This is a genomic window from Halomonas sp. PAMB 3264 (assembly GCF_031954245.1).
GTDB lineage: Bacteria > Pseudomonadota > Gammaproteobacteria > Pseudomonadales > Halomonadaceae > Vreelandella.
The window spans coordinates 1866643-1885690 of sequence record NZ_CP134866.1 but is presented as its reverse complement, the minus strand read 5'-3'; the positions used below and the strand labels follow the sequence as shown (position 1 = coordinate 1885690).

Annotated in this window: 15 protein-coding genes; 8 read left to right on the top strand and 7 right to left on the bottom strand. The window is 61.8% G+C overall.

The genetic code is table 11. The annotated features are described in order from the left end of the window. Nucleotides 1-115: 115 nt before the first annotated feature. Nucleotides 116-2071: an exonuclease domain-containing protein gene (locus RN347_RS08475; protein WP_311957884.1), complete on the bottom strand. Its 1956-nt coding sequence runs from the start codon at nt 2069-2071 to the stop codon at nt 116-118. A gap of 262 nt (nt 2072-2333) precedes the next feature. On the opposite strand from RN347_RS08475, the gene RN347_RS08470 reads away from it, so the two are divergent. After that, nucleotides 2334-3392 carry a DUF3524 domain-containing protein gene (locus RN347_RS08470; protein WP_311957883.1) on the top strand — a complete coding sequence of 353 codons (1059 nt, stop codon included), beginning with the start codon at nt 2334-2336 and terminating at the stop codon, nt 3390-3392. A 10-nt stretch (nt 3393-3402) separates the two neighbouring features. Here RN347_RS08470 and nth read toward each other — a convergent pair whose 3' ends face one another. The 6 genes from nth to RN347_RS08440 form a co-directional block, all read right to left on the bottom strand. Then, a complete protein-coding gene (gene nth, locus RN347_RS08465) occupies nt 3403-4038 on the bottom strand; it encodes an endonuclease III (protein WP_263587220.1) in 636 nt (211 codons plus the stop codon). After that, entirely contained in the window at nt 4035-5021 is a 987-nt protein-coding gene (locus tag RN347_RS08460) for an RnfABCDGE type electron transport complex subunit B (RefSeq protein ID WP_311957882.1), read from the bottom strand. The genes nth and RN347_RS08460 overlap by 4 nt, the downstream gene beginning before the upstream one ends. A 1-nt stretch (nt 5022) precedes the next feature. Beyond that, nucleotides 5023-7059, bottom strand: a complete 2037-nt coding sequence (metG, locus tag RN347_RS08455; RefSeq protein WP_263587222.1) for a methionine--tRNA ligase — start codon at nt 7057-7059, stop codon at nt 5023-5025. Between the two features lie 134 nt (nt 7060-7193). Further along, nucleotides 7194-7475, bottom strand: coding sequence for a hypothetical protein (locus RN347_RS08450; RefSeq protein WP_263587223.1), 282 nt, complete (start codon nt 7473-7475; stop codon nt 7194-7196). A 102-nt stretch (nt 7476-7577) separates the two neighbouring features. After that, nucleotides 7578-8756: a 1-acyl-sn-glycerol-3-phosphate acyltransferase gene (locus tag RN347_RS08445; protein ID WP_311957881.1), complete on the bottom strand. Its 1179-nt coding sequence runs from the start codon at nt 8754-8756 to the stop codon at nt 7578-7580. A 68-nt stretch (nt 8757-8824) separates the two neighbouring features. Beyond that, the gene (locus RN347_RS08440) at nt 8825-9763 is read right to left on the bottom strand and encodes a recombination-associated protein RdgC (RefSeq protein ID WP_263587225.1); all 939 of its coding nucleotides are present in this window, start codon (nt 9761-9763) and stop codon (nt 8825-8827) included. A gap of 201 nt (nt 9764-9964) precedes the next feature. On the opposite strand from RN347_RS08440, the gene RN347_RS08435 reads away from it, so the two are divergent. The 7 genes from RN347_RS08435 to cmk all read left to right on the top strand — a co-directional run bounded on the left by RN347_RS08435 (nt 9965) and on the right by cmk (nt 19048). Continuing rightward, complete coding sequence (locus RN347_RS08435; protein WP_311957880.1) at nt 9965-10399, top strand: thioesterase family protein; 435 nt, start codon at nt 9965-9967, stop codon at nt 10397-10399. Between the two features lie 143 nt (nt 10400-10542). Next, a complete protein-coding gene (locus tag RN347_RS08430; RefSeq protein ID WP_263587227.1) occupies nt 10543-10872 on the top strand; it encodes a DUF3140 domain-containing protein in 330 nt (109 codons plus the stop codon). Between the two features lie 292 nt (nt 10873-11164). Beyond that, nucleotides 11165-13894 (top strand): DNA gyrase subunit A, encoded by a 2730-nt coding sequence (gene gyrA, locus RN347_RS08425; RefSeq protein WP_263587228.1) that lies wholly within the window; start codon nt 11165-11167, stop codon nt 13892-13894. Continuing rightward, on the top strand, nt 13878-14981 hold the full coding sequence (gene serC / locus RN347_RS08420; protein ID WP_311957879.1) for a 3-phosphoserine/phosphohydroxythreonine transaminase: 1104 nt from the start codon (nt 13878-13880) through the stop codon (nt 14979-14981). Before gyrA ends, serC begins: the two co-directional genes overlap by 17 nt. 4 nt (nt 14982-14985) lie before the next feature. After that, a complete protein-coding gene (gene pheA, locus RN347_RS08415) occupies nt 14986-16077 on the top strand; it encodes a prephenate dehydratase (protein ID WP_263587230.1) in 1092 nt (363 codons plus the stop codon). A gap of 17 nt (nt 16078-16094) precedes the next feature. Next, nucleotides 16095-18362 carry a bifunctional prephenate dehydrogenase/3-phosphoshikimate 1-carboxyvinyltransferase gene (locus RN347_RS08410; RefSeq protein WP_311957878.1) on the top strand — a complete coding sequence of 756 codons (2268 nt, stop codon included), beginning with the start codon at nt 16095-16097 and terminating at the stop codon, nt 18360-18362. Further along, on the top strand, nt 18359-19048 hold the full coding sequence (gene cmk / locus RN347_RS08405; RefSeq protein WP_263587232.1) for a (d)CMP kinase: 690 nt from the start codon (nt 18359-18361) through the stop codon (nt 19046-19048). Before RN347_RS08410 ends, cmk begins: the two co-directional genes overlap by 4 nt.

The window sequence follows — 19048 nt, the reverse complement described above, 5'->3', positions numbered from 1 at the left end:
TTGGAGCGTCAAATTAATTTATATTAATCTGGTTATAGTCACATCACTGTGCTTAAGAAAATAATGATTGCTTTAGTGTAAACGGCTTATGCCTAAAACGACAGTTGATGTGTGTCTACAAGCTGCCATCACGGCGGTCCAGAGCGCTGGCTTGAAAAGCCAATAGTTGATCGAGTGTGAGAATTTTGCGCGCCTTGAGACGCGGCAACATCGAAAGCCACAGTTCGGCGGTTAGCTGGGCGTCCCCCAAAGCGGTGTGGCGAGCCCCTGGAGGAATCGATAGACCATAGCGTTTTGCCTGGGATTCGAGATCGTGGCCGGGCAGAGCACTGTCCAGCGCTTTGGATATCAGCAGGGTATCCAGTATCGGATGGGAGAGACGCTTACCTGCCTGGCTCAGTGCGAGCAGATCGAACGAGGCGTTATGGGCCAAAAGCACCGCTTCGCGAGCGTAGGTTTCAAACGCTTCAAGTACCACGCTTGCGGCGGGAGCATCGCGCACGTCTTCATCGCGAATGCCGTGAATGGCCGTACTCGCGGCGGGGATAGCGCGCTTTGGGTTGATGTAGCGCTCAAACACGTCCCTTGCCAGCAGCCGGTTATTGACGATACGACAGGCGCCAAGACTCAATAGCGTATCGGCGCCGCGAAGGTCGAGCCCGGTCGTTTCGGTATCGAAGGCAACGATAGCCAGTTGATCCAGCGCGCGCTCGGAAAGCGGCGTTTGGGGCGGCGCCAGGCGGGCGATATCGAAGTCATGAAACTCGGGCCGTGAGGCAATATCGGGGTCTGGAGCGCTTTGGCGCGTCGAGCTTTTAAGCGATACGCAAAGGCGCGCGTGAACACCATCCGCGTCCTGTTCACTCCAAAGTTCGCTGCCATGGAGTCCAAGAATGTCGCCCACCGTGGGCGAAAGCGGAAGTGAGTCGATCACCGCGTTTCGCCACTGATTTAGTCGTGTCTGCTCGATGGCCCCCCCTTGCCAGATGAAAGCTAGCCAAACGCCTTTTTCCTCATGAACCAGCGAGCCCTCGAAGCGGCATTGAGGCAGTTGGCCGTGCAGCTGGGTCACCAGTAAATCGAAAAGCGCGATCAGCGACGGCGCGTGGCCCTTGAACCAGCCCGGTACCCCGATCGGCGTGATCAGTTTGAGCGAGGGATTTAACTGCTCATCCAGGGTATGCCAGAACGCGTTGGACCAGATCGAGCTCAGGCGCTCGTTGACCAACTCACTATGGTGCCAAAGCTCTCTGAGTGTGGAAAGTGACGACGCCGGCACGGTTTGCTCGAGCGAATCAAGCGTCAGCGTCAGGCGTTTTCTAACGCCCAGCTCGTTTTGCCAGACGCGCGTAACGTCCTTGAGTGTCACTAGAATCTCGCAAGGCGTAGAGGAAAGTCGGGTCAGGCTGACCGATATCGTCCGCTCAAAAGCGCTGGTCAGGACGTCGCGCGAAAAGGTGTCGTCCGCATCCATCGCTTCAACTAGCGCATTAAAACGTGCGGCCAGTACCGGGTCGGGCAGAAGGTGCTTGAGCTCCTTGCCCAGGCCCAAATTGAACGGCGAGGGGAAAAGCGCGCTGGCCGCCGGGTTGAAAAGTAGCAATCTGCCGTGCTGATCGAAAAGCAGTACGGGGGTTGGTAAACGCTCGATCAGGCCTTCCAACTCCTGACGGATTCGCGCGGCTTCTCGCGCTCCGTCTCGGTGGGCGTTCTTTAACCGTTCGCGGTCGTCTCTCCAGCGTCTGGCAATCTGACAAAGGTCCGGGCCCAGGCTTTCGAGCCAGCCGCCGGGAGCATCGATGGGTTTGTCCGGATGGGCGATCAGTTTACCCAGCTCCGCATGCAGCGTACGCAGCGGTTTGAAGAGATAACGCTCGAGCAGATACCCAACCGCCAGCAGCGTCGCTCCACCTGAAAGTGCGCAAAGCCACATTAAAAGCCTGGCAGCAGGCTCCAGCGCCAGGCGACTGTCGAGCCACGCTGCGAAAATGGCGCCGCCTGCGAGGCTTATGCCTCCCAGTAACAGCCAAAGGCCTACGAGCCATTGCGGCGTGGGCAGCCCTTTACGCATGGCGTTTACTCCTGGAAAGGCCAAACGCCCGGCGACGGGGTAGAGCCGTAACCGGAGTGTGCAACATCACGCCTTTTGAGTGGTTCGATATAGCGATAGGCCTCGATTCCCATCAGGGCTTTGAAAATGAAGTTTAAGTAGATAGGCGCCTTGCGCCTAGGCGACCTTGGTGCAAATCCGCCGGTGATTGCTTGAAAGCGGGGCGCATCGAGGATTGCTATAATCCCGCCTCTTTTAAAAGCGTTAGTCAATAGGACAGGGCATGCGGGTACTGCTACTCTCGGCGTACGAGGCGGTTAGCCACCGCTACTGGGCGGATCAATTGACGGCGCGGCTGGACGATATCGAGTGGGTGCGGCTAAGCCTTACGCCGCGTCATTTCGCGTGGCGTATTCGCGGCAATCCGCTGAGCTGGTGGCTCAGGGAGCACGCCACCTTGAGTCAGGCGTTTGACGTCGTACTCGCTACCTCGATGGTGGACCTGGCCACGCTCATCGGGCTTTTTCCGCACCTGGGGCAGGCGCGCAAGATCGTCTACTTCCACGAAAACCAGTTTGCCTATCCGAGTTCGAGCGCGCAGCGCCCGCCCGTCGAGGCGATGATGGTCAATCTCTACTCGGCGCTGGCCGCCGACGAGGTCGCGTTCAACACCGCCTTCAATCGTGATTCCTTCATCGACGGCGCGAAGGCGTTTCTAAAAAAGATGCCGGACAAACTCCCCGTTGCCGCGCCGCTGGAGGCGCTACGGCGTCGCGCACGTGTTCTCCCGGTACCGCTCGAGGCACGTCCAGGCGAGGCCGCTTCAGGTTCGTCTATCAATCGAATCATCTGGAACCACCGCTGGGAGTACGACAAGAACCCGCAGGATTTTTTTGAGGTGCTGTTCCAACTAAGCCAAGCAGGCGTCTCGTTTGAACTTGCCGTGGTGGGGCAGCGTTTTCGCGACGCCCCGGCGGTTTTTGATGAGGCTAGGGAGCGCCTTGGCGCGCATATCCACTGCTGGGGGCCGCTCGAATACCAACAATACCAGGCGCTTTTGGACGAAGGCGGCATCGTGGTATCGACCGCTTGGCACGAGTTTCAGGGGCTTGCCATCATGGAGGCCGCCCAGCGCGGCGCTCGCCCGCTGGTCCCCGCGCGGCTCTGCTTTCCCGAACTCTACCCTGCGGCGTTTTGTTACGACGGTACACGCGACGGACTTTTCGAGCGCCTGAAGGGGTGGCTGGAGGTTCCGGAAAGCCGACCACCAACGCTCGACCTTCAGACGTTCGAGTGGCCGCAGTGGCAGGCGCGCTACCGCGAATTAATTGTGGGGAAATGACCGGGGGCGGTCAGAGCTCGGTTTTCTCCTTGTATTCGCACAGATCCTCGATGAGGCAGCTGCCGCAGCGCGGCTTGCGGGCGATACAGGTGTAGCGGCCGTGCAGAATCAGCCAGTGGTGAGCGTCCTGCTTGAACGTGCGGGGCACGTGGCGCTCGAGCTTTTGCTCCACTTCCAGCACGTTCTTGCCCCTGGCGATGCCGGTGCGGTTGGAGACGCGAAAGATATGCGTGTCCACCGCGATGGTCGGCTCGCCGAAGGCGGTGTTGAGGATCACGTTGGCGGTCTTGCGCCCGACGCCGGGCAGCGCCTCCAGCGCCTCGCGGCTTTTGGGCACCTCGCCCTGATGGCGCTCAACGAGCAACTGACAGGTTTTCATCAGATTCTGCGCCTTGGTGTTGTAAAGGCCGATGGTCTTGATGTGCTCTTTGAGTCCTTCCAATCCAAGCGCCAGAATTTGCGGTGGCGTGTTGGCGATGGGGAAGAGTTTGGCCATCGCCTTGTTGACGCCAACGTCGGTCGCCTGGGCCGACAGGAGCACGGCGGTCAGAAGCTCGAAGGGCGTGCTCCAGTTGAGCTCGGTGGTCGGATGCGGGTTTTCCGCCTGAAGCCGGGAGAAGATCTCGGCACGTTTTTGAGCATTCATGGAGTCGTTTCCGAATCGAGCGCCGCGCGGGCCGAATCGACCACCTGCTGGGCCTTATCGAGCTGCTCTTCGACCTGGCGCACCGCCGCGCTATCCTGCTGGCGCTTGGCGTGAGCGAGCTGCTGGCGCACGTGGCGAAGCGACTGCTCGGCGGCCTTGAGCGCCAGCCGCTTCTGGTGGCGGCGCGTGGCGTTGGGCTCGGTCGTCGTGGCGGGCGCGACGCCGGAAAGGCGTTCAAGCGTGGTGTCGAGCTCGTCCAGTTTCTGGCGCTGCGCCGCTAGCTGATCGGCTACGACCTGGCGCTGAGCGTCATCCTGCTCGGCGGCCAGCTTGCGCTCGAGGCGCTTGAGCGCCGCCGCCTGGCGGGCGCGACTGGCACGCAGGGCGCTTGGCGAGAGCTCGGGCGCTTGCGGGGCGGCCACAGCGGGCGGGCTGGCGGCGTGACGTTTGGCGCGGCGCTGCGCTTTGGCCTCGGCCTCGGCGGCCAGGCGCTGGTTGCGCGCAATAAAGCGCGAGCGCCCCTTGAGGGCGCGCTGCTCCAGGTAATCGGTTTGCTCGTCGGGTGTGGACGCCGCCTGCCACTGCGGATGGGGTATCAGTTCGATGCAGTCGACCGGGCAGGGCGCGACGCACAGCTCGCAGCCGGTGCATTCGCTCTCGATCACGGTATGCATCTGTTTGGCCGCGCCGAGAATGGCATCCACCGGGCAGGCCTGGATGCACTTGGTGCAGCCGATACACTCGGCCTCGCGAATCACCGCCAGCAGCGGGGGCTGGGGCGGCTCGGCCAGCGCAATGACCGGGCGACCGGTCAGCCCGGCCAGCCGCTTGAGCGTTTCATCGCCGCCGGGCGGGCAGCGGTTAATGGCTTCGCCCTGGACAATCGCCTCGGCGTAGGGGCGACAGCCGTCATGTCCGCACTTGGTGCACTGGGTTTGCGGAAGCTCGGCGTCGATGGCATCGATTAACTGCGTGGCGAGCACGTTACATCACCCGCTGGCCCGGTTTGGCGCCGCTATCCGGTGACATCAGGTAGATGCCCTCATTATCGCCTGCTGCCAGCACCATGCCCTCGGACATGCCAAAGCGCATCTTGCGCGGGGCCAGGTTCGCGACCATCACGGTCAGCCGACCCTCGAGCGCCTCCGGCGAGTAGGCGCTGCGAATGCCGGAGAAGACGTTGCGGGTTTCGCCGCCCAAATCCAGCGTGAGCTGCAACAGCTTGTCCGCGCCTTCGACGTACTGCGCCTTGGCGATCCGCGCGATGCGCAAATCGACCTTGGCGAAGTCGTCGAAACCGATCTCATCGGCGATCGGCTCTTCCGCCAGCGGCCCCTTGGGTGTTTCCTTGAGTTTCTGCTCTTCCACCAGGTCCTCCTTCGATGCCTCGATCATGGCGTCGATTTTGTCGCGCTCGATGCGCGTCATCAGCGGCTTGAATTTCTCGATGGCGTGATCGGTCAGTACGGCCGTGCGGCTTTGCCAGTCAAGGCGCTCGAGCTTGAGAAAGCGCTGCGCTTCAACGGCCATGGCGGGCACGACCGGCGCCAGGTACACCATCAGTTGACGGAACAGGTTGATACCCACGGAGCAGATATCCAGCACCTCCTGCTCGCGGCCTTCCTCCTTGGCCAATGCCCAGGGCGCTTTGTCGGCGATGTAGGTGTTGGCCTCGTCGGCGAGCTCCATGATTTTACGCATGGCGCGGCCGAACTCGCGCGCTTCGAAATCCTGAGCGATGTCGTCGCCGGCATCGATAAAGCGCTGTACGAGCGTCGGCTCGGCGCAGTCTGCGGAAAGCGTGCCGCCGCCGAGCTTTTTGACGAAGCCCGCGCAGCGGCTGGCGATGTTGACCACCTTGCCGACCAGATCGGAGTTGACCCGGGCGGTGAAGTCGTCGAGATTCAAATCCAGATCGTCGACGCCGGCGCTGAGCTTGGCGGCGAAGTAGTAGCGCAGATACTCCGGGTTCAGGTGCTCGGCGTAGGTGGCAGCCTTGATGAAGGTGCCCCGCGACTTCGACATCTTGGCGCCGTCGACGGTCAAAAAGCCGTGGCAGTTCACCGCGGTGGGGGTGCGCATATCCGCCCCGTGGAGCATCGCCGGCCAGAACAGGGCGTGGAAGTAGACGATGTCCTTGCCGATGAAGTGGTAGACCTCGGCCTCGGAGTCCCTTTCCCAGAAGCTATCGAAATCGATGCCTTCGCGTTCGCACAGGTTCTTGAAGCTGGCCAGGTAGCCGATCGGCGCGTCGAGCCATACGTAGAAGTACTTGCCCGGCGCATCGGGAATCTCGAAGCCGAAGTAGGGGGCGTCGCGGGAGATGTCCCACTCGTTGAAGCCGGATTCGAACCACTCCATCAGCTTGTTGCGAATCTGCGGCTGCACGTGGCCGTCACTGATCCACGCCTGCAAAAACTCGCTGAACTCGGGCAGCTTGAAGAAGTAGTGGGTGGAGCTTTTCACTTCTGGCGTCGCACCCGAGATCGCCGATACCGGGTCGATCAGCTCCGCCGGCGTGTAGGTCGCGCCGCACTTTTCGCAGTTGTCGCCGTACTGGTCGTCGGCCTTGCACTTCGGGCAGGTGCCCTTGATGAAGCGGTCCGCGAGAAACAGGCCCTTGACCGGGTCGAACATCTGCTCGATGTCACGGGTGGCGATATGGCCCTTGTCGCGCAGGCGGGTGTAGATCTGCTCGCTGAAGTAGCGGTTCTCTTCCGAGTGGGTGGAGTGGTAGTTATCGAAACCCACGCCGAATTTGGCGAAGTCCGCCTGGTGGGCGTTCGACACTCGCTCGATCAGCGCCTCGGGGGTGATGCCTTCCTGCTCGGCGCGCAGCATGATCGCGGTGCCGTGGGCGTCATCGGCGCACACGTAGAAGCAGCGCTGGCCCCGGCTCTTTTGAAAGCGCACCCAGATGTCGGTTTGAATGTACTCGAGCAGGTGGCCAAGGTGAATGTCACCGTTGGCGTAGGGGAGAGCGCTGGTCACCAGAATGTTGCGCGGGGCAGTGTTTGACATGGTTCGTGGACGTTCCAATTAGCCTGTAACAAATAAAGACGGCGAAGAGGGCGCTTTGCCGATACTTCGCCGATAACGGGGCACTCAAAAAGCCGCAGGTCGCGGCACGTTGGGCCGCGCTGGTCAGCAGGGGTTCAGTAGAGCGCCTGCTCCTCTTGTACCACTTCCTTTAAAAGCTCTAGAAAAAGCTTGTCCGCCTCAGAGTGCTCGGCGGGGTCTTCGGGAATATGGACGCTGGTGGTGCCCGATATCTCGTTGGCGATACGCGCCATGACCGCCGGGCTCGAGCCTTCGGCGAACTCCTGGCGCGCCACGTTCAGCGACTGCGTGAGAATTTCCGGGTCCTGTAAAAGCTTACGTATGAAGCCGCGCAGCTCGTTGATCACGCGGGTTTTCTGAATTTCGGATGCGGACATGATGCGCTCCTTATCGCCTTGTCATCACAAGGCCTTGACCATTTCGAATATGCCTTGACCATAGCACTTTTTGCCACGCGCGGCATGAGGCACGCGCTGCGGCTAGACGCGCAGCCGCCCGGCCTTGTGTTTGACCGGGTTGGCGTACTGAGCCAGCCAATAGGGTTTTAGCTCATCGGAAACCGAGGCCAGCCGCTCGTTGAACCTTGCGCGATCATCGCGGCTGATGGCGCTGCGGGCGATCAGCTCCGGCGCCTCTCCCAGCGCCTCGAGGGCCAAATAGTGGCTCGGGAACAGCCGGTAGCCGCCGATCACCTGGCGGTCGATCTCGGCGGCGACTTCGTCCGGGGTCGCCATGTCCGCGCCGATCGGCTGACCAAAGCGCAGCTGCACGCGCCCCTTGGTGCCGGTGATGCCGGCAACGATCGAGCGGATGTCCTCGAACTCGGTCTTTGAATAGCTGCCCTTGTTAGCGATGTCGAAAAGCTCTTGGGCTTTTTGCACGTCGCAAGGGTCGTACTCATAGCTGATCGACACCGGCACCAGCTTGAGCTCGGCGATCGCATCGCCGAAAACGAACTCGCCGGCGTCGCCACGGCGCGCCATGGTGAGCATCTTGACGATCGCCGGATCGGTGCGATCGATACCGTTCTTGGCACGCCCTTCGCGCTGGGCCATCCAGATCGAGTGGTTGTCCGTGGTGATCGAGTGGCGAATGTAGCCCGATAGCTGTTGGTAGGCCGCCAGCATCGCGCGTTTGCCGCGGGCGCTTCGGGGCACGATGAAGCTCTTGTTGAGCCGCATGAGATCGGTGACGTAGGGCTTTTTCAACAGATTGTCACCGATAGCGATACGCACCGTGTCGCGTCCGGCCTGGTAGAGCGCGTAGTTGACGAAGGCCGGGTCGAGCGAGATGTCGCGGTGGTTACCGATGAACAGATAGGCGCTGTCGTCGTCGAGCTTCTCGAGCCCCGTGACTTCGAAGGCATCGGTGGTGGTGCGTATCATGCGTTCCATGTAGCTTGCGATACGCATTTGGAAATCATACACCGAAGCGACGTTATCGACCTCGCGGCGCACGGCGCGCCCGGCGAGTAGGCGTGCCACCCCGGGGGCCCACTTGGCCAATCGGGGCAGCTTGAACCGGGTCAACGCGTCCAGAAGCTCGCTGTCGTGAGAGAGCCGCGACAGCACGTCGTGCACCTCGTGATCCATGTAAGGGCGAATGTCGGCCCAGGGATCATCGGTCGAGGCGTTGGGGGCGTGGAGTTGGTCAGTCATGCGATCCGTTTATTAGAGTGAGCCAAATCGAGAAGCGTTGGACAGCGGCGCGCGCCGTTCAACTCGCATCAAGCGCTTTGCGGGGCGTCCGGCTCTTTTTTCGCCTCGCCGCCAAGCCACTCGAGCAGCCTGGGAATGTCCTGAGAAAGCGACTGCGCCATCAGGATGAAATCGGTTTCGAGTCGCGCCAGGGCGTCGTCGCCATCATCGGCGTGATCGGCCTCTTCGATCAGCGCGTCGCCAAAGCGCAGCGACTTCAGCGCCAGATCGTCGTGAAGCACTAAATTCAGCCGACCTTCGAGCCCGAGAGCGAGCTTGCTCGCCTGGCGGCCGCTCTCCAACAGCTGCTGGATCTCGTCGCTGTCGAGGTCGACCTGGCGGGCGCGCAGTACGCCGTCGTCGCCCTTGGCCTTGAGCTCGACCTGATCACCGAGCTGCATGTCCGCCGGGCGGCTGGCGGCGTCGCCAAGCCAGGCCGTCATCGCGCGAATCGGCAGCGTTTCGGAGCTTACGGGAGTGACCTTGAGGCTACCCAGGCTCTCGCGCAGTAGATCGAGAATCTCTTCGCAGCGGGTGCGCGAGCTGGCGTTGATGCCGATCAGATTGGTTTTCGTGTCCCACCATAGATCTACCTTTTGGCTGCGCACGAACGCGCGCGGCATCAGCTCTTCGGTGATCTGCTCCTTGAGTGCGGTCTTCTCCTTTCGGGAAACCTTGCGCGCCTCCTGGGCTTCGATATCGGCGACCTTGTCATCGAGCTCCTCCTTGACGACCGAGGCAGGCAGAAGACGCTCCTGGCGCAATACCGACAACAGGCGGTGACCTTGAATTTCGTGCAGAAGCTGACCGCTTCCCAAACGACCTGCCGGCGCTGTCCACCCGAGCCGGCGAGCATCCGAGCCGCCCAGCGGCCTCGATGCTAAAGGCTCCAGAGCGCGCTCGAGTGCCGCGGCATCCGGTGCTACCTCGCCGTGCAGACGATACAAGTGCAGGTGTTTAAACCACATATCACCAATCCTATCCAAAAGGGGGCACATTATGGCGAAACGCCGACGCGACTGCCAGCCTCACGCATGCACCGGGTTTTATTGCCTACGTTTCAAACTTGTGTTTGATTGCGTAAGCGGTCGTTAGACGGATAATTATTCTTCTTCGGGGCGCCTGCCAAAAGCGAAATGCGCGTTTTTTACATCGAATAAGGAGTCAGTATGTCATCTTTGATCAATCGAGTCGGCCTTCGCGTTCGGGGTTATCACCTGGATGGCTATGGGCACGTCAACAATGCGCGCTATCTCGAGTTCATGGAGGAGGGGCGCTGGTCCTACTTCGATCAGCACGCGCGGCTCGTAAGCGAAATGCACGATTCCGGGCGCGCTTTCGTCGTGGTCAATTTGAACATCGATTACAAACGCGCCGCGGTGCAAAACGATGACCTCACCGTAATGACTGGCTTGATCGAGGTCGGCGAGCGCAGCGCGCTTTGCCATCACCGCATTTTGCGTGCCGACGGCAAGGTGGTGGCTCAAGCGGACCTGACGTTCGTGCTGATGGACATGAATGCCGGCCGAGCCAGCACGATCGACGGCGAAATTCTCGAGACGATGAAGCGCATTCGAGTGGCCAAAACCGAGTTCGCCCTTTAAGTCGCCCACTCGCTTTCATTTTTTGCGATTTTAGGGGCTAGACTCTTACTATCCCGCCGCCCCAGAGCGCCGGGATACCAGGCCAAGCGCAGCGGGCGATGGCTGCGCCTTGACAACACTCTCGATGGGAAAGGGCATTCGCTATGAGCGATGACAAGGAAGCGATCTACAAGGAGTTTCGAGAGGCCGTCAACATGGCGCCCAAGGAGCTCGAGGAGTGGCTTGAGACCGACGAGTCCAAATCCGTGGGGGATAGTGACGGCGGTGAGTCGACCGGGCACAAGTCGGGGCGGCGTATCGTCGAGATCAAGCGCAAGAACAAGGACGAGCTGACCGATAGCGACTATAGCCATATGAAGAAGGTGAACCAGTACGTGGCGCGTCATCTCAAGCAACCGCCAAAGAAAGAGGACAAGAAGACCTCGCGCTGGCGCTACTCGTTAATGAACTGGGGACACGATCCGCTGAAATAATCGGCGAACGCCTCTCGGGTTTTACCCGCGGCCGAGCACTGCCTTTGGCCGCTTTTAACACGCTCGATTCAGACTCGGCGCGTCTGAGTGTCCCGCCACGCGCTTTTTTCACGACCCCTTGGGGGCCTACTGTTCTTTCAGGTCAACGCTTTGGCGTGCTCTCTGACTGCCCATGATGCTCACACAGTGGTATGATACATGCGACTATGTTCGCCTCTGATAGGCCGTTCAAGCGGCCTTCAAGCGCTTTCAACTCTCGCAGTGCCAATGCAGTGCAAAGGATCTGACTTTCATGGGTGACATCGCCAGAGAAATATTGCCCGTCAATATCGAAGACGAGCTAAAACAGTCGTACCTCGACTACGCGATGAGCGTCATCATCGGCCGCGCGCTACCCGACGTGCGCGACGGTTTGAAGCCGGTGCATCGCCGCGTGCTGTTCGCCATGCACGAGCTGAGCAACGACTGGAACAAACCGTACAAGAAGTCGGCGCGTGTGGTCGGCGATGTCATCGGTAAATACCACCCTCACGGCGACAGCGCGGTTTACGACACCATCGTTCGCATGGCGCAGCACTTCTCGATGCGCCATGTGCTGGTCGACGGCCAGGGTAACTTCGGCTCGATCGACGGCGACAACGCCGCTGCCATGCGTTACACCGAGGTGCGCATGGCGCGCCTGGCCCACGAATTGCTGGCGGATCTGGAAAAGGATACCGTCGACTGGGTCGATAACTACGACGGCACCGAGCGAATCCCCGAGGTATTGCCGACGCGCGTACCGAATCTACTGATCAACGGCTCCTCGGGTATCGCCGTGGGTATGGCGACCAACATCCCGCCGCATAACATGCGCGAAGTGATCGACGGCTGTCTGGCGCTGATCGACGACTACACGCTGACCATCGACGATCTGATGCAGTACATCCCGGGGCCGGATTTCCCCACTGCGGGCATCATCAACGGCCGCGCGGGGATTCTGGACGCCTACCGCACCGGGCGTGGGCGCATCTACGTGCGCGCGCTGCACACCATCGAGCACGATGACAAGAGCGGCCGCGATCACATCATCATCACCGAGCTGCCCTATCAGGTGAACAAGGCGCGGCTGATCGAGAAGATCGCCGAGCTGGTGAAAGAGAAGCGCATCGAAGGCATCGCCGAGCTTCGCGACGAGTCCGACAAGGAAGGGCTTCGCGTGGTCATCGAGATCAAGCGCGGCGAATCCGGCGAGGTGGTGGTCAACAACCTCTTCGCCCAGACTCAGCTTCAAAACGTTTTTGGCATCAACATGGTGGCACTGGAGAACGGCCAGCCGCGCACGCTGAATCTGAAGGAGATGCTCGAGGCGTTCATTCGCCACCGCCGCGAAGTCGTCACACGGCGCACGCTGTTCGAGCTCAAGAAGGCGCGCGAGCGTGGCCATATTCTCGAAGGCCTGACCGTTGCGATCTCCAACATCGATGAGGTGATCGAGCTCATCAAGGCCTCGCCCAACGCCGCCGAGGCGAAGGAGAAGCTGCTCGAACAGGTGTGGCAGCCAGGTCAGGTCACGGCGATGCTCGAACGCGCCGGGGCGACCTCCTGCAAGCCCGAGGATCTCGACGAAGGCTTTGGCCTCAATACGCTGGCCACGGAGTATCGGCTATCGCCGGCTCAGGCCCAGGCGATTCTGGAGCTGCGCCTGCACCGTTTGACGGGGCTTGAAACCGAAAAACTTCTCGACGAGTACCTGGCGATTCTTCAGCGCATTGCCGAGCTGACCGAGATTCTGGCCTCGCCGGATCGTTTGATGGAAGTCATCCGTGAAGAGCTTCACGCGGTGCGCGACCAGTTCGGCGACGACCGCCGTACCGAGATCCAGGCAAGCCACCTCGACCTCTCCATGGAGGACTTGATCGCCGAAGAGGACATGGTCGTCACCGTGTCGCGCTCCGGCTACGCCAAGACCCAGCCGCTGTCCGACTACCAGGCCCAGCGCCGTGGTGGTCGCGGCAAGTCCGCGACCTCGATGAAGGACGAGGACGTCATCGAGCACCTGCTCGTCGCCTCGACCCACGACACCGTGCTCTTGTTTTCCAACCGCGGCAAGGTGTACTGGCTCAAGGTGTACGAAATGCCCAATGCCAGCCGTGGCTCACGCGGCAAGCCGCTGGTCAACATGCTGCCGCTCGACGAAGGCGAGGCGATCAACGCGATTTTGCCGGTGCGCGACTACGACCCGGAGCACTACATCTTCTTCGCCACCGCCAAGGGCACCGTCAAGCGCACGAGCCTCGAGCAGTTCTCGCGGCCACGCTCGGTGGGCCTGATCGCCATCGACCTCGAAGAGGATGACCGCCTGGTGGGCGCGGCGATCACGTCGGGCACCGATCACGCCATGCTACTCTCGTCCAACGGCAAGGCGATCCGCTTCGAAGAGGGTAACGTGCGCGCTATGGGCCGCACCGCCCGCGGCGTTCGCGGCATGCGCCTGCTCGACGACGCGGAAGTGATCAGCCTGATCATTCCCAAGAGCCAGCAGATCGACCAGGAAAACGACGGCGACGATGAATCGGCGGCACCCGAAGCGGCCGCCGAGACGCCGATCGAAGAGGGGCAGATCTACATTCTGACTGCCAGCGAGAAAGGCTACGGCAAGCGTACGCGTCTTCAGGAGTTCCCGCTCAGGGGGCGCGGCGGTCAGGGCGTGATCGCGATGCAGACCAGCGAGCGCAACGGCGCGCTGGTGGCGGCCATGCAGGTGTATGACGCCGACGAAATGATGCTGATCACCGACCGCGGCACGCTGGTGCGCACGCGAGTCGAGGAGGTCTCCACCACCTCGCGCAACACCCAGGGCGTGATGCTGATTCGCTTGGGCAAGGAAGAACAGCTCGTTAAAACCGTGCGCGTCGATGAGCCTGAGGAGGTGCTGGTCGACGAAGCGGAGGCGCTCGAGGCTGACGCCAGCACCGCCGAGAACGCCGGCGACAATCAGGGTGAGCAAGAGCAAGGTAGCGCCGATGACACGTCACTATAACTTCTGCGCAGGGCCTGCGGCCCTGCCTACCGCCGTTCTGGAGCGCGCTCAGCGTGAGATGCTCGACTACCAGGGGCGCGGCCTCTCGGTGATGGAAATGAGCCATCGAAGCGACGAGTTCATCGCAATCGCCAGGCAGGCGGAAGCGGATCTTCGCGAGCTGATGGCCATTCCCGATAACTACCGGGTGCTGTTCCTGCAGGGGGGGGCGAGCATGCAGTTCGCCATGCTCCCCATGAACCTGCTCGGGCGAGGCGGCAGCGCCAACTTCATTCAGACCGGTATCTGGGGCAAGAAGGCGCTCACCGAGGCCAAACGGTTAGGGTTCGATTGCCACGTAGCGGGTGAGAGCGAATCCAACGGCCATACCGAAGTGCCGCCGCTTTCAAGCCTCTCAATAAGCGACGCCGCCGCTTACCTGCACTATACCGCCAATGAAACCATCGGCGGGCTCGAGTTCGACTATGTCCCAACGATTGCGCGCGCCGACGGCGTTGACGTGCCGCTCGTGTGCGACATGTCCTCCAGCATTTTGTCCGGGCCGACCAACGTGGCCGACTTCGGCATCATCTACGCCGGCGCCCAGAAGAACATCGGCCCGGCGGGGCTGACGCTGGTCATCGTGCGCGAGGATCTCGCCGGTCACGCCGTGGCGAAGACGCCGACGCTGTTCGACTATCAGGCGCTGGCCGAGGCCGAGTCGATGGTCAACACGCCGCCGACCTACGCCTGGTATCTGTCGGGGCTGGTGTTCGACTGGCTCAAGAACGACATGGGCGGTTTAAACGCCATGGATGCGCTGAACCAGCGCAAGGCCGACAAGCTCTACCGCGCCATCGATGAAAGCGGCTTTTATTCCAACCCGATCGCCAAACATAACCGTTCGCGCATGAACGTGCCGTTCGTACTGGCCGATAGCGCCCTGGACAAGGCGTTTTTGAGCGAGGCGGAGGCGGCGGGGCTTTTGAACCTGAAGGGCCACCGCAGTGTCGGCGGCATGCGCGCAAGTCTTTATAACGCCGTGCCCGAAGCCGCGGTGGACGCGCTGATTGCCTTCATGCACGATTTCGAACAACGAAAAGGCTAACCCCATGTCAGATACGCCAATCAATTTGGGTGAACTTCGCCAGCGCATCGACCAGCTCGATGAGGATATCGTGCGTCTTATCAGCGAGCGCGCCCGCTGCGCTCAGCAGGTCGCCCGCGTGAAGCTTGCCGACGATGAGAACGCGGTATTTTACCGGCCCGAGCGCGAAGCCCAGGTGCTGCGCCGGATCATGTCGCTCAACGAAGGGCCGCTGGACGACGAAGAGATGGCGCGGCTGTTTCGTGAAATCATGTCGGCGTGTCTGGCGCTGGAGAAGCCCATCAAGGTGGCGTATCTCGGACCAGAAGGCACCTTTACCCAGCAGGCGGCGCTCAAGCATTTTGGCGACAGCGCCGTGAGTCTGCCGATGGCGGCCATCGATGAAGTCTTTCGCGAGGTCGAGGCGGGCGCCGTCAACTATGGAGTCGTGCCGGTCGAGAACTCCACCGAAGGCGTGGTCAATCACACCCTGGATACCTTCATCGATTCGTCGATCAAGATCTGCGGCGAAGTCGTCCTGCGTATTCATCACCACCTGCTGGTCAGCGAGAACACTCGCCGCGACAAGGTCACGCGAATTTATTCGCATCCGCAATCCTTTGGCCAGTGCCGCAAATGGCTCGACGCCCACTTCCCCCACGCCGAACGGGTGCCGGTGGCCTCCAATGCCGAGGCGGCGAAGCTGGTCAAGACCGAGTGGCACAGCGCGGCGATCGCCGGCGACATGGCGGCCAAACTCTACGGGCTGACCCATATTGCAGAAAAGATAGAGGACCGGCCGGATAACTCTACCCGCTTTTTGATCATCGGCAGCGAAGGCGTACCGAGCTGCGGCGAAGACAAAACCTCGGTCGTGGTGGCCATGCGCAACCAGCCCGGCGCGCTTCACGATCTGCTCGAGCCGTTTCACCGTCACGGTATCGATCTTACCCGCATCGAAACGCGCCCCTCACGCACCGGCGCCTGGAACTATGTGTTCTTCATCGACTTCAAGGGCCACACCGACGAGCCCGAAGTGGCGTCGGTACTCGAAGAGGTCAGCCGCGGCGCGCTCGAGCTGCGCGTACTGGGTTCCTACCCCCAGGGTGTCATGTGACAAAGCGGCTCTCTTCGATGAGCGTTGCAGGCGTGTGTCATGAGCCGCGCATTCTCATCGTCGGGCTTGGCCTGATGGGCGGCTCGCTCGCCGCTGCGCTCAAGAGCAGGGGCTTCGAAGGCGAGATTCTGGCCTGCGACCCGGACGAAGGCGAGATCGCGCTCGGCGTCGAAATGGGGCTGATCGACAGCGGTGGCCGTGAGCTCGAAGCGCTGCTGGATGGCGTTTCGCTGGTGGTGCTGGCGGTGCCGGTGCTGGCGATGGAGCCGGTGCTGGAACGTCTCAAGGCGGGGCTCGAGCGTGCGGCGGCCAACGCCGTCGTGACCGATGTCGGCAGCACCAAGGGCGTGATTCGTGACTGCGTCGAGCGCGTGTTCGGTGAGCTTCCCACCAATGTCGTGCTGGGGCATCCGATCGCCGGCTCGGAGAAAAGCGGCGTGGCCGCTGCCAACCCGGCGCTCTACATCGACCACAAGGTGATTTTGACGCCAGAGCCCGACACCGATCCCGTGGCGCTGGGCCGAGTGTACGCGCTTTGGCAAGCCTGCGGCGCCGAGGTGCTGGAGATGAGCGTCGAGCGTCACGACCAGGTGCTGGCGCGCACCAGCCACCTGCCGCACCTGCTGGCGTTCTCGCTGGTGGATACGCTGGCACGTCAGGACCAGCGCCTCGATATCTTTCGCTACGCCGCTGGCGGTTTTCGCGATTTCACGCGGATCGCCGGCAGCGACCCGGTCATGTGGCGCGACATCTTCATTGCCAACCGCGAGGCGGTGCTGGCGTCGCTCGATGACTTCGAGGCGGGCCTGAAAACGCTTAGAACGTCCATCGAGCGCGGCGATAGCGACGCGTTGATCGCCACCTTCGATCGAGCCAGCCATGCGCGGCGCTACTTTGGAACCTTACTCAGTCAAACAAGCTATCAGGCGGAATACCATATGCACTCTCATGCGCGCGTTACCTACCGTGTCAAGCCCGGCGGCCAGGCCCAGGGGCGCCTGCGGGTGCCCGGCGACAAATCGATGTCGCACCGCTCCATCATGCTGGGGGCGCTTGCCGAAGGCGTAACCGAGGTCAAGGGCTTTCTCGAAGGCGAGGACAGTCTGGCCACGCTCCAGGCGTTTCGCGAAATGGGGGTAGCCATCGAAGGCCCGCACCAGGGGCGTGTGATCATTCACGGCGTGGGCCTGCACGGGCTCAAGGCGCCGGCGGGGCCCCTGTACGTCGGTAACTCCGGCACTGCCATGCGCCTGTTTGCCGGGCTTTTGGCCGGGCAGGATTTTGATAGCGAACTCACTGGCGACGAATCGCTGACCAAGCGCCCGATGGGCCGCGTGGCGGACCCGTTGAGAGCGATGGGGGCCACCGTCGAGACCGCCGACGGCGGGCGCCCGCCGCTCGTCATCAAGGGCGGCGCGGCGCTCAAGGGGATCCATTACGATATGCCGATGGCCAGCGCCCAGGTGAAGTCGTGCCTGCTGCTCGCCGGGCTTTACGCCGAAGGCGAAACCCGCGTGCGCGAACCCGCGCCGACCCGCGATCATACCGAGCGCATGCTCAATGGCTTTGGCTACCCGGTTCACCGCGAAGGCGATACGTGCTGGCTGGAAGGCGGCCACGGCCTGACCGCCGGGCCCATTGACGTGCCCTCGGATATCTCTTCGGCGACCTTCTTTTTGGTGGCCGCAGCGATCACCCCGGGGTCGGATATTACCCTCGAGCACGTGGGCATGAATCCGACGCGCATCGGCGTGATCAATATTCTAACGCTGATGGGGGCGAATCTTGCGTTCGAGAACGAGCGCGAGGTAGGCGGCGAGCCGGTGGCGGATATTCGTATTCGCTACGCGCCTCTGACGGGCATCGATATTCCGGTCGAGCAGGTGCCGCTGGCCATCGACGAATTTCCGGCGCTGTTCATTGCCGCCGCCAACGCCCAAGGCACTACGCGCCTGCGCGAGGCGGAAGAGCTTCGCGTCAAGGAGTCGGACCGGCTGCAGGCCATGGCCGACGGTCTTGCGATTCTGGGTATCGAGCACACGATGCTCAATGACGGTATCGATATCGTGGGCGCTCAGCAGGATGATTCACCGGCGCCCAACTACACCGGTGGCAACGTCGATAGTCTGGGCGATCACCGTATTGCCATGGCCTTTGCGGTGGCGGCGCTGCGCGCCTCCAGCGAAATCACGATCGACGACTGCGCCAATGTGGCGACCTCCTTCCCGGGCTTTCTAGGGCTTCTCGAGCGTATCGGCATGAGTGCCGAGGAGGTGCGCCAGTGAATGTCGAGGTTCCCGTTCTCACCATCGACGGCCCCGGGGGCGCCGGCAAGGGCACCATTAGCGGCTTGATCGCCGAACGCTTGGGCTGGCATCTGCTCGATAGCGGCGCGCTTTACCGGCTGACCGCCCAGGCGGCGCTCAAGCACGGCGTGGCGCTGGACGACGAAGGCGGCCTCGAACGCTTGGCGATGTCGCTGGACGTCGCGTTTCCAGTAGAAGAGGGCACGCCGCGTACGCTACTGGAAGGCGAAGACGTCACGCTGGCCATTCGCACCGAGCAGGCCGGCGAGCGCGCCTCCCAGGTGGCATCGCTTCCCGGCGTTCGCCAGGGGCTTTTGGAGCGCCAGCGCAACTTTTGCCAGACGCCCGGGCTTGTGGCGGATGGGCGCGATATGGGTACGGTCGTTTTCCCCGATGCGCCGGTCAAGGTATTTTTGACCGCCAGTGCCGAGGAACGGGCGCGAAGACGCTTCAGGCAGTTGCAGGACGCCGGCGTGGATGCTAGTCTTTCGAGTCTTTTGAAGGAGATTCAGGCACGCGATGCACGCGACACGCAGCGCAGTGTGGCTCCGCTCAAGCCGGCATCCGATGCCGTAACGCTTGACACCACGCGCCTGAGTATACCGGAAGTGGTTGATCGTCTAACGCAGTTGCTGGCCCAAAAAGGGCTTGCAAGCGCAGACTGA

Bases quoted from the DNA above. Each gene is read 5' to 3' on its own strand.
- pheA (WP_263587230.1), top strand. From the start codon at position 14,986: ATGTCAGATACGCCAATCAATTTGGGTGAACTTCGCCAGCGCATCGAC.
- RN347_RS08435 (WP_311957880.1), top strand. From the start codon at position 9,965: ATGTCATCTTTGATCAATCGAGTCGGCCTTCGCGTTCGGGGTTATCAC.
- RN347_RS08450 (WP_263587223.1), bottom strand. From the start codon at position 7,475: ATGTCCGCATCCGAAATTCAGAAAACCCGCGTGATCAACGAGCTGCGC.
- RN347_RS08440 (WP_263587225.1), bottom strand. From the start codon at position 9,763: ATGTGGTTTAAACACCTGCACTTGTATCGTCTGCACGGCGAGGTAGCA.
- RN347_RS08430 (WP_263587227.1), top strand. From the start codon at position 10,543: ATGAGCGATGACAAGGAAGCGATCTACAAGGAGTTTCGAGAGGCCGTC.
- metG (WP_263587222.1), bottom strand. From the start codon at position 7,059: ATGTCAAACACTGCCCCGCGCAACATTCTGGTGACCAGCGCTCTCCCC.
- serC (WP_311957879.1), top strand. From the start codon at position 13,878: ATGACACGTCACTATAACTTCTGCGCAGGGCCTGCGGCCCTGCCTACC.
- RN347_RS08445 (WP_311957881.1), bottom strand. From the start codon at position 8,756: ATGACTGACCAACTCCACGCCCCCAACGCCTCGACCGATGATCCCTGG.
- gyrA (WP_263587228.1), top strand. From the start codon at position 11,165: ATGGGTGACATCGCCAGAGAAATATTGCCCGTCAATATCGAAGACGAG.
- RN347_RS08475 (WP_311957884.1), bottom strand. From the start codon at position 2,071: ATGCGTAAAGGGCTGCCCACGCCGCAATGGCTCGTAGGCCTTTGGCTG.
- RN347_RS08470 (WP_311957883.1), top strand. From the start codon at position 2,334: ATGCGGGTACTGCTACTCTCGGCGTACGAGGCGGTTAGCCACCGCTAC.
- RN347_RS08410 (WP_311957878.1), top strand. From the start codon at position 16,095: ATGAGCGTTGCAGGCGTGTGTCATGAGCCGCGCATTCTCATCGTCGGG.
- nth (WP_263587220.1), bottom strand. From the start codon at position 4,038: ATGAATGCTCAAAAACGTGCCGAGATCTTCTCCCGGCTTCAGGCGGAA.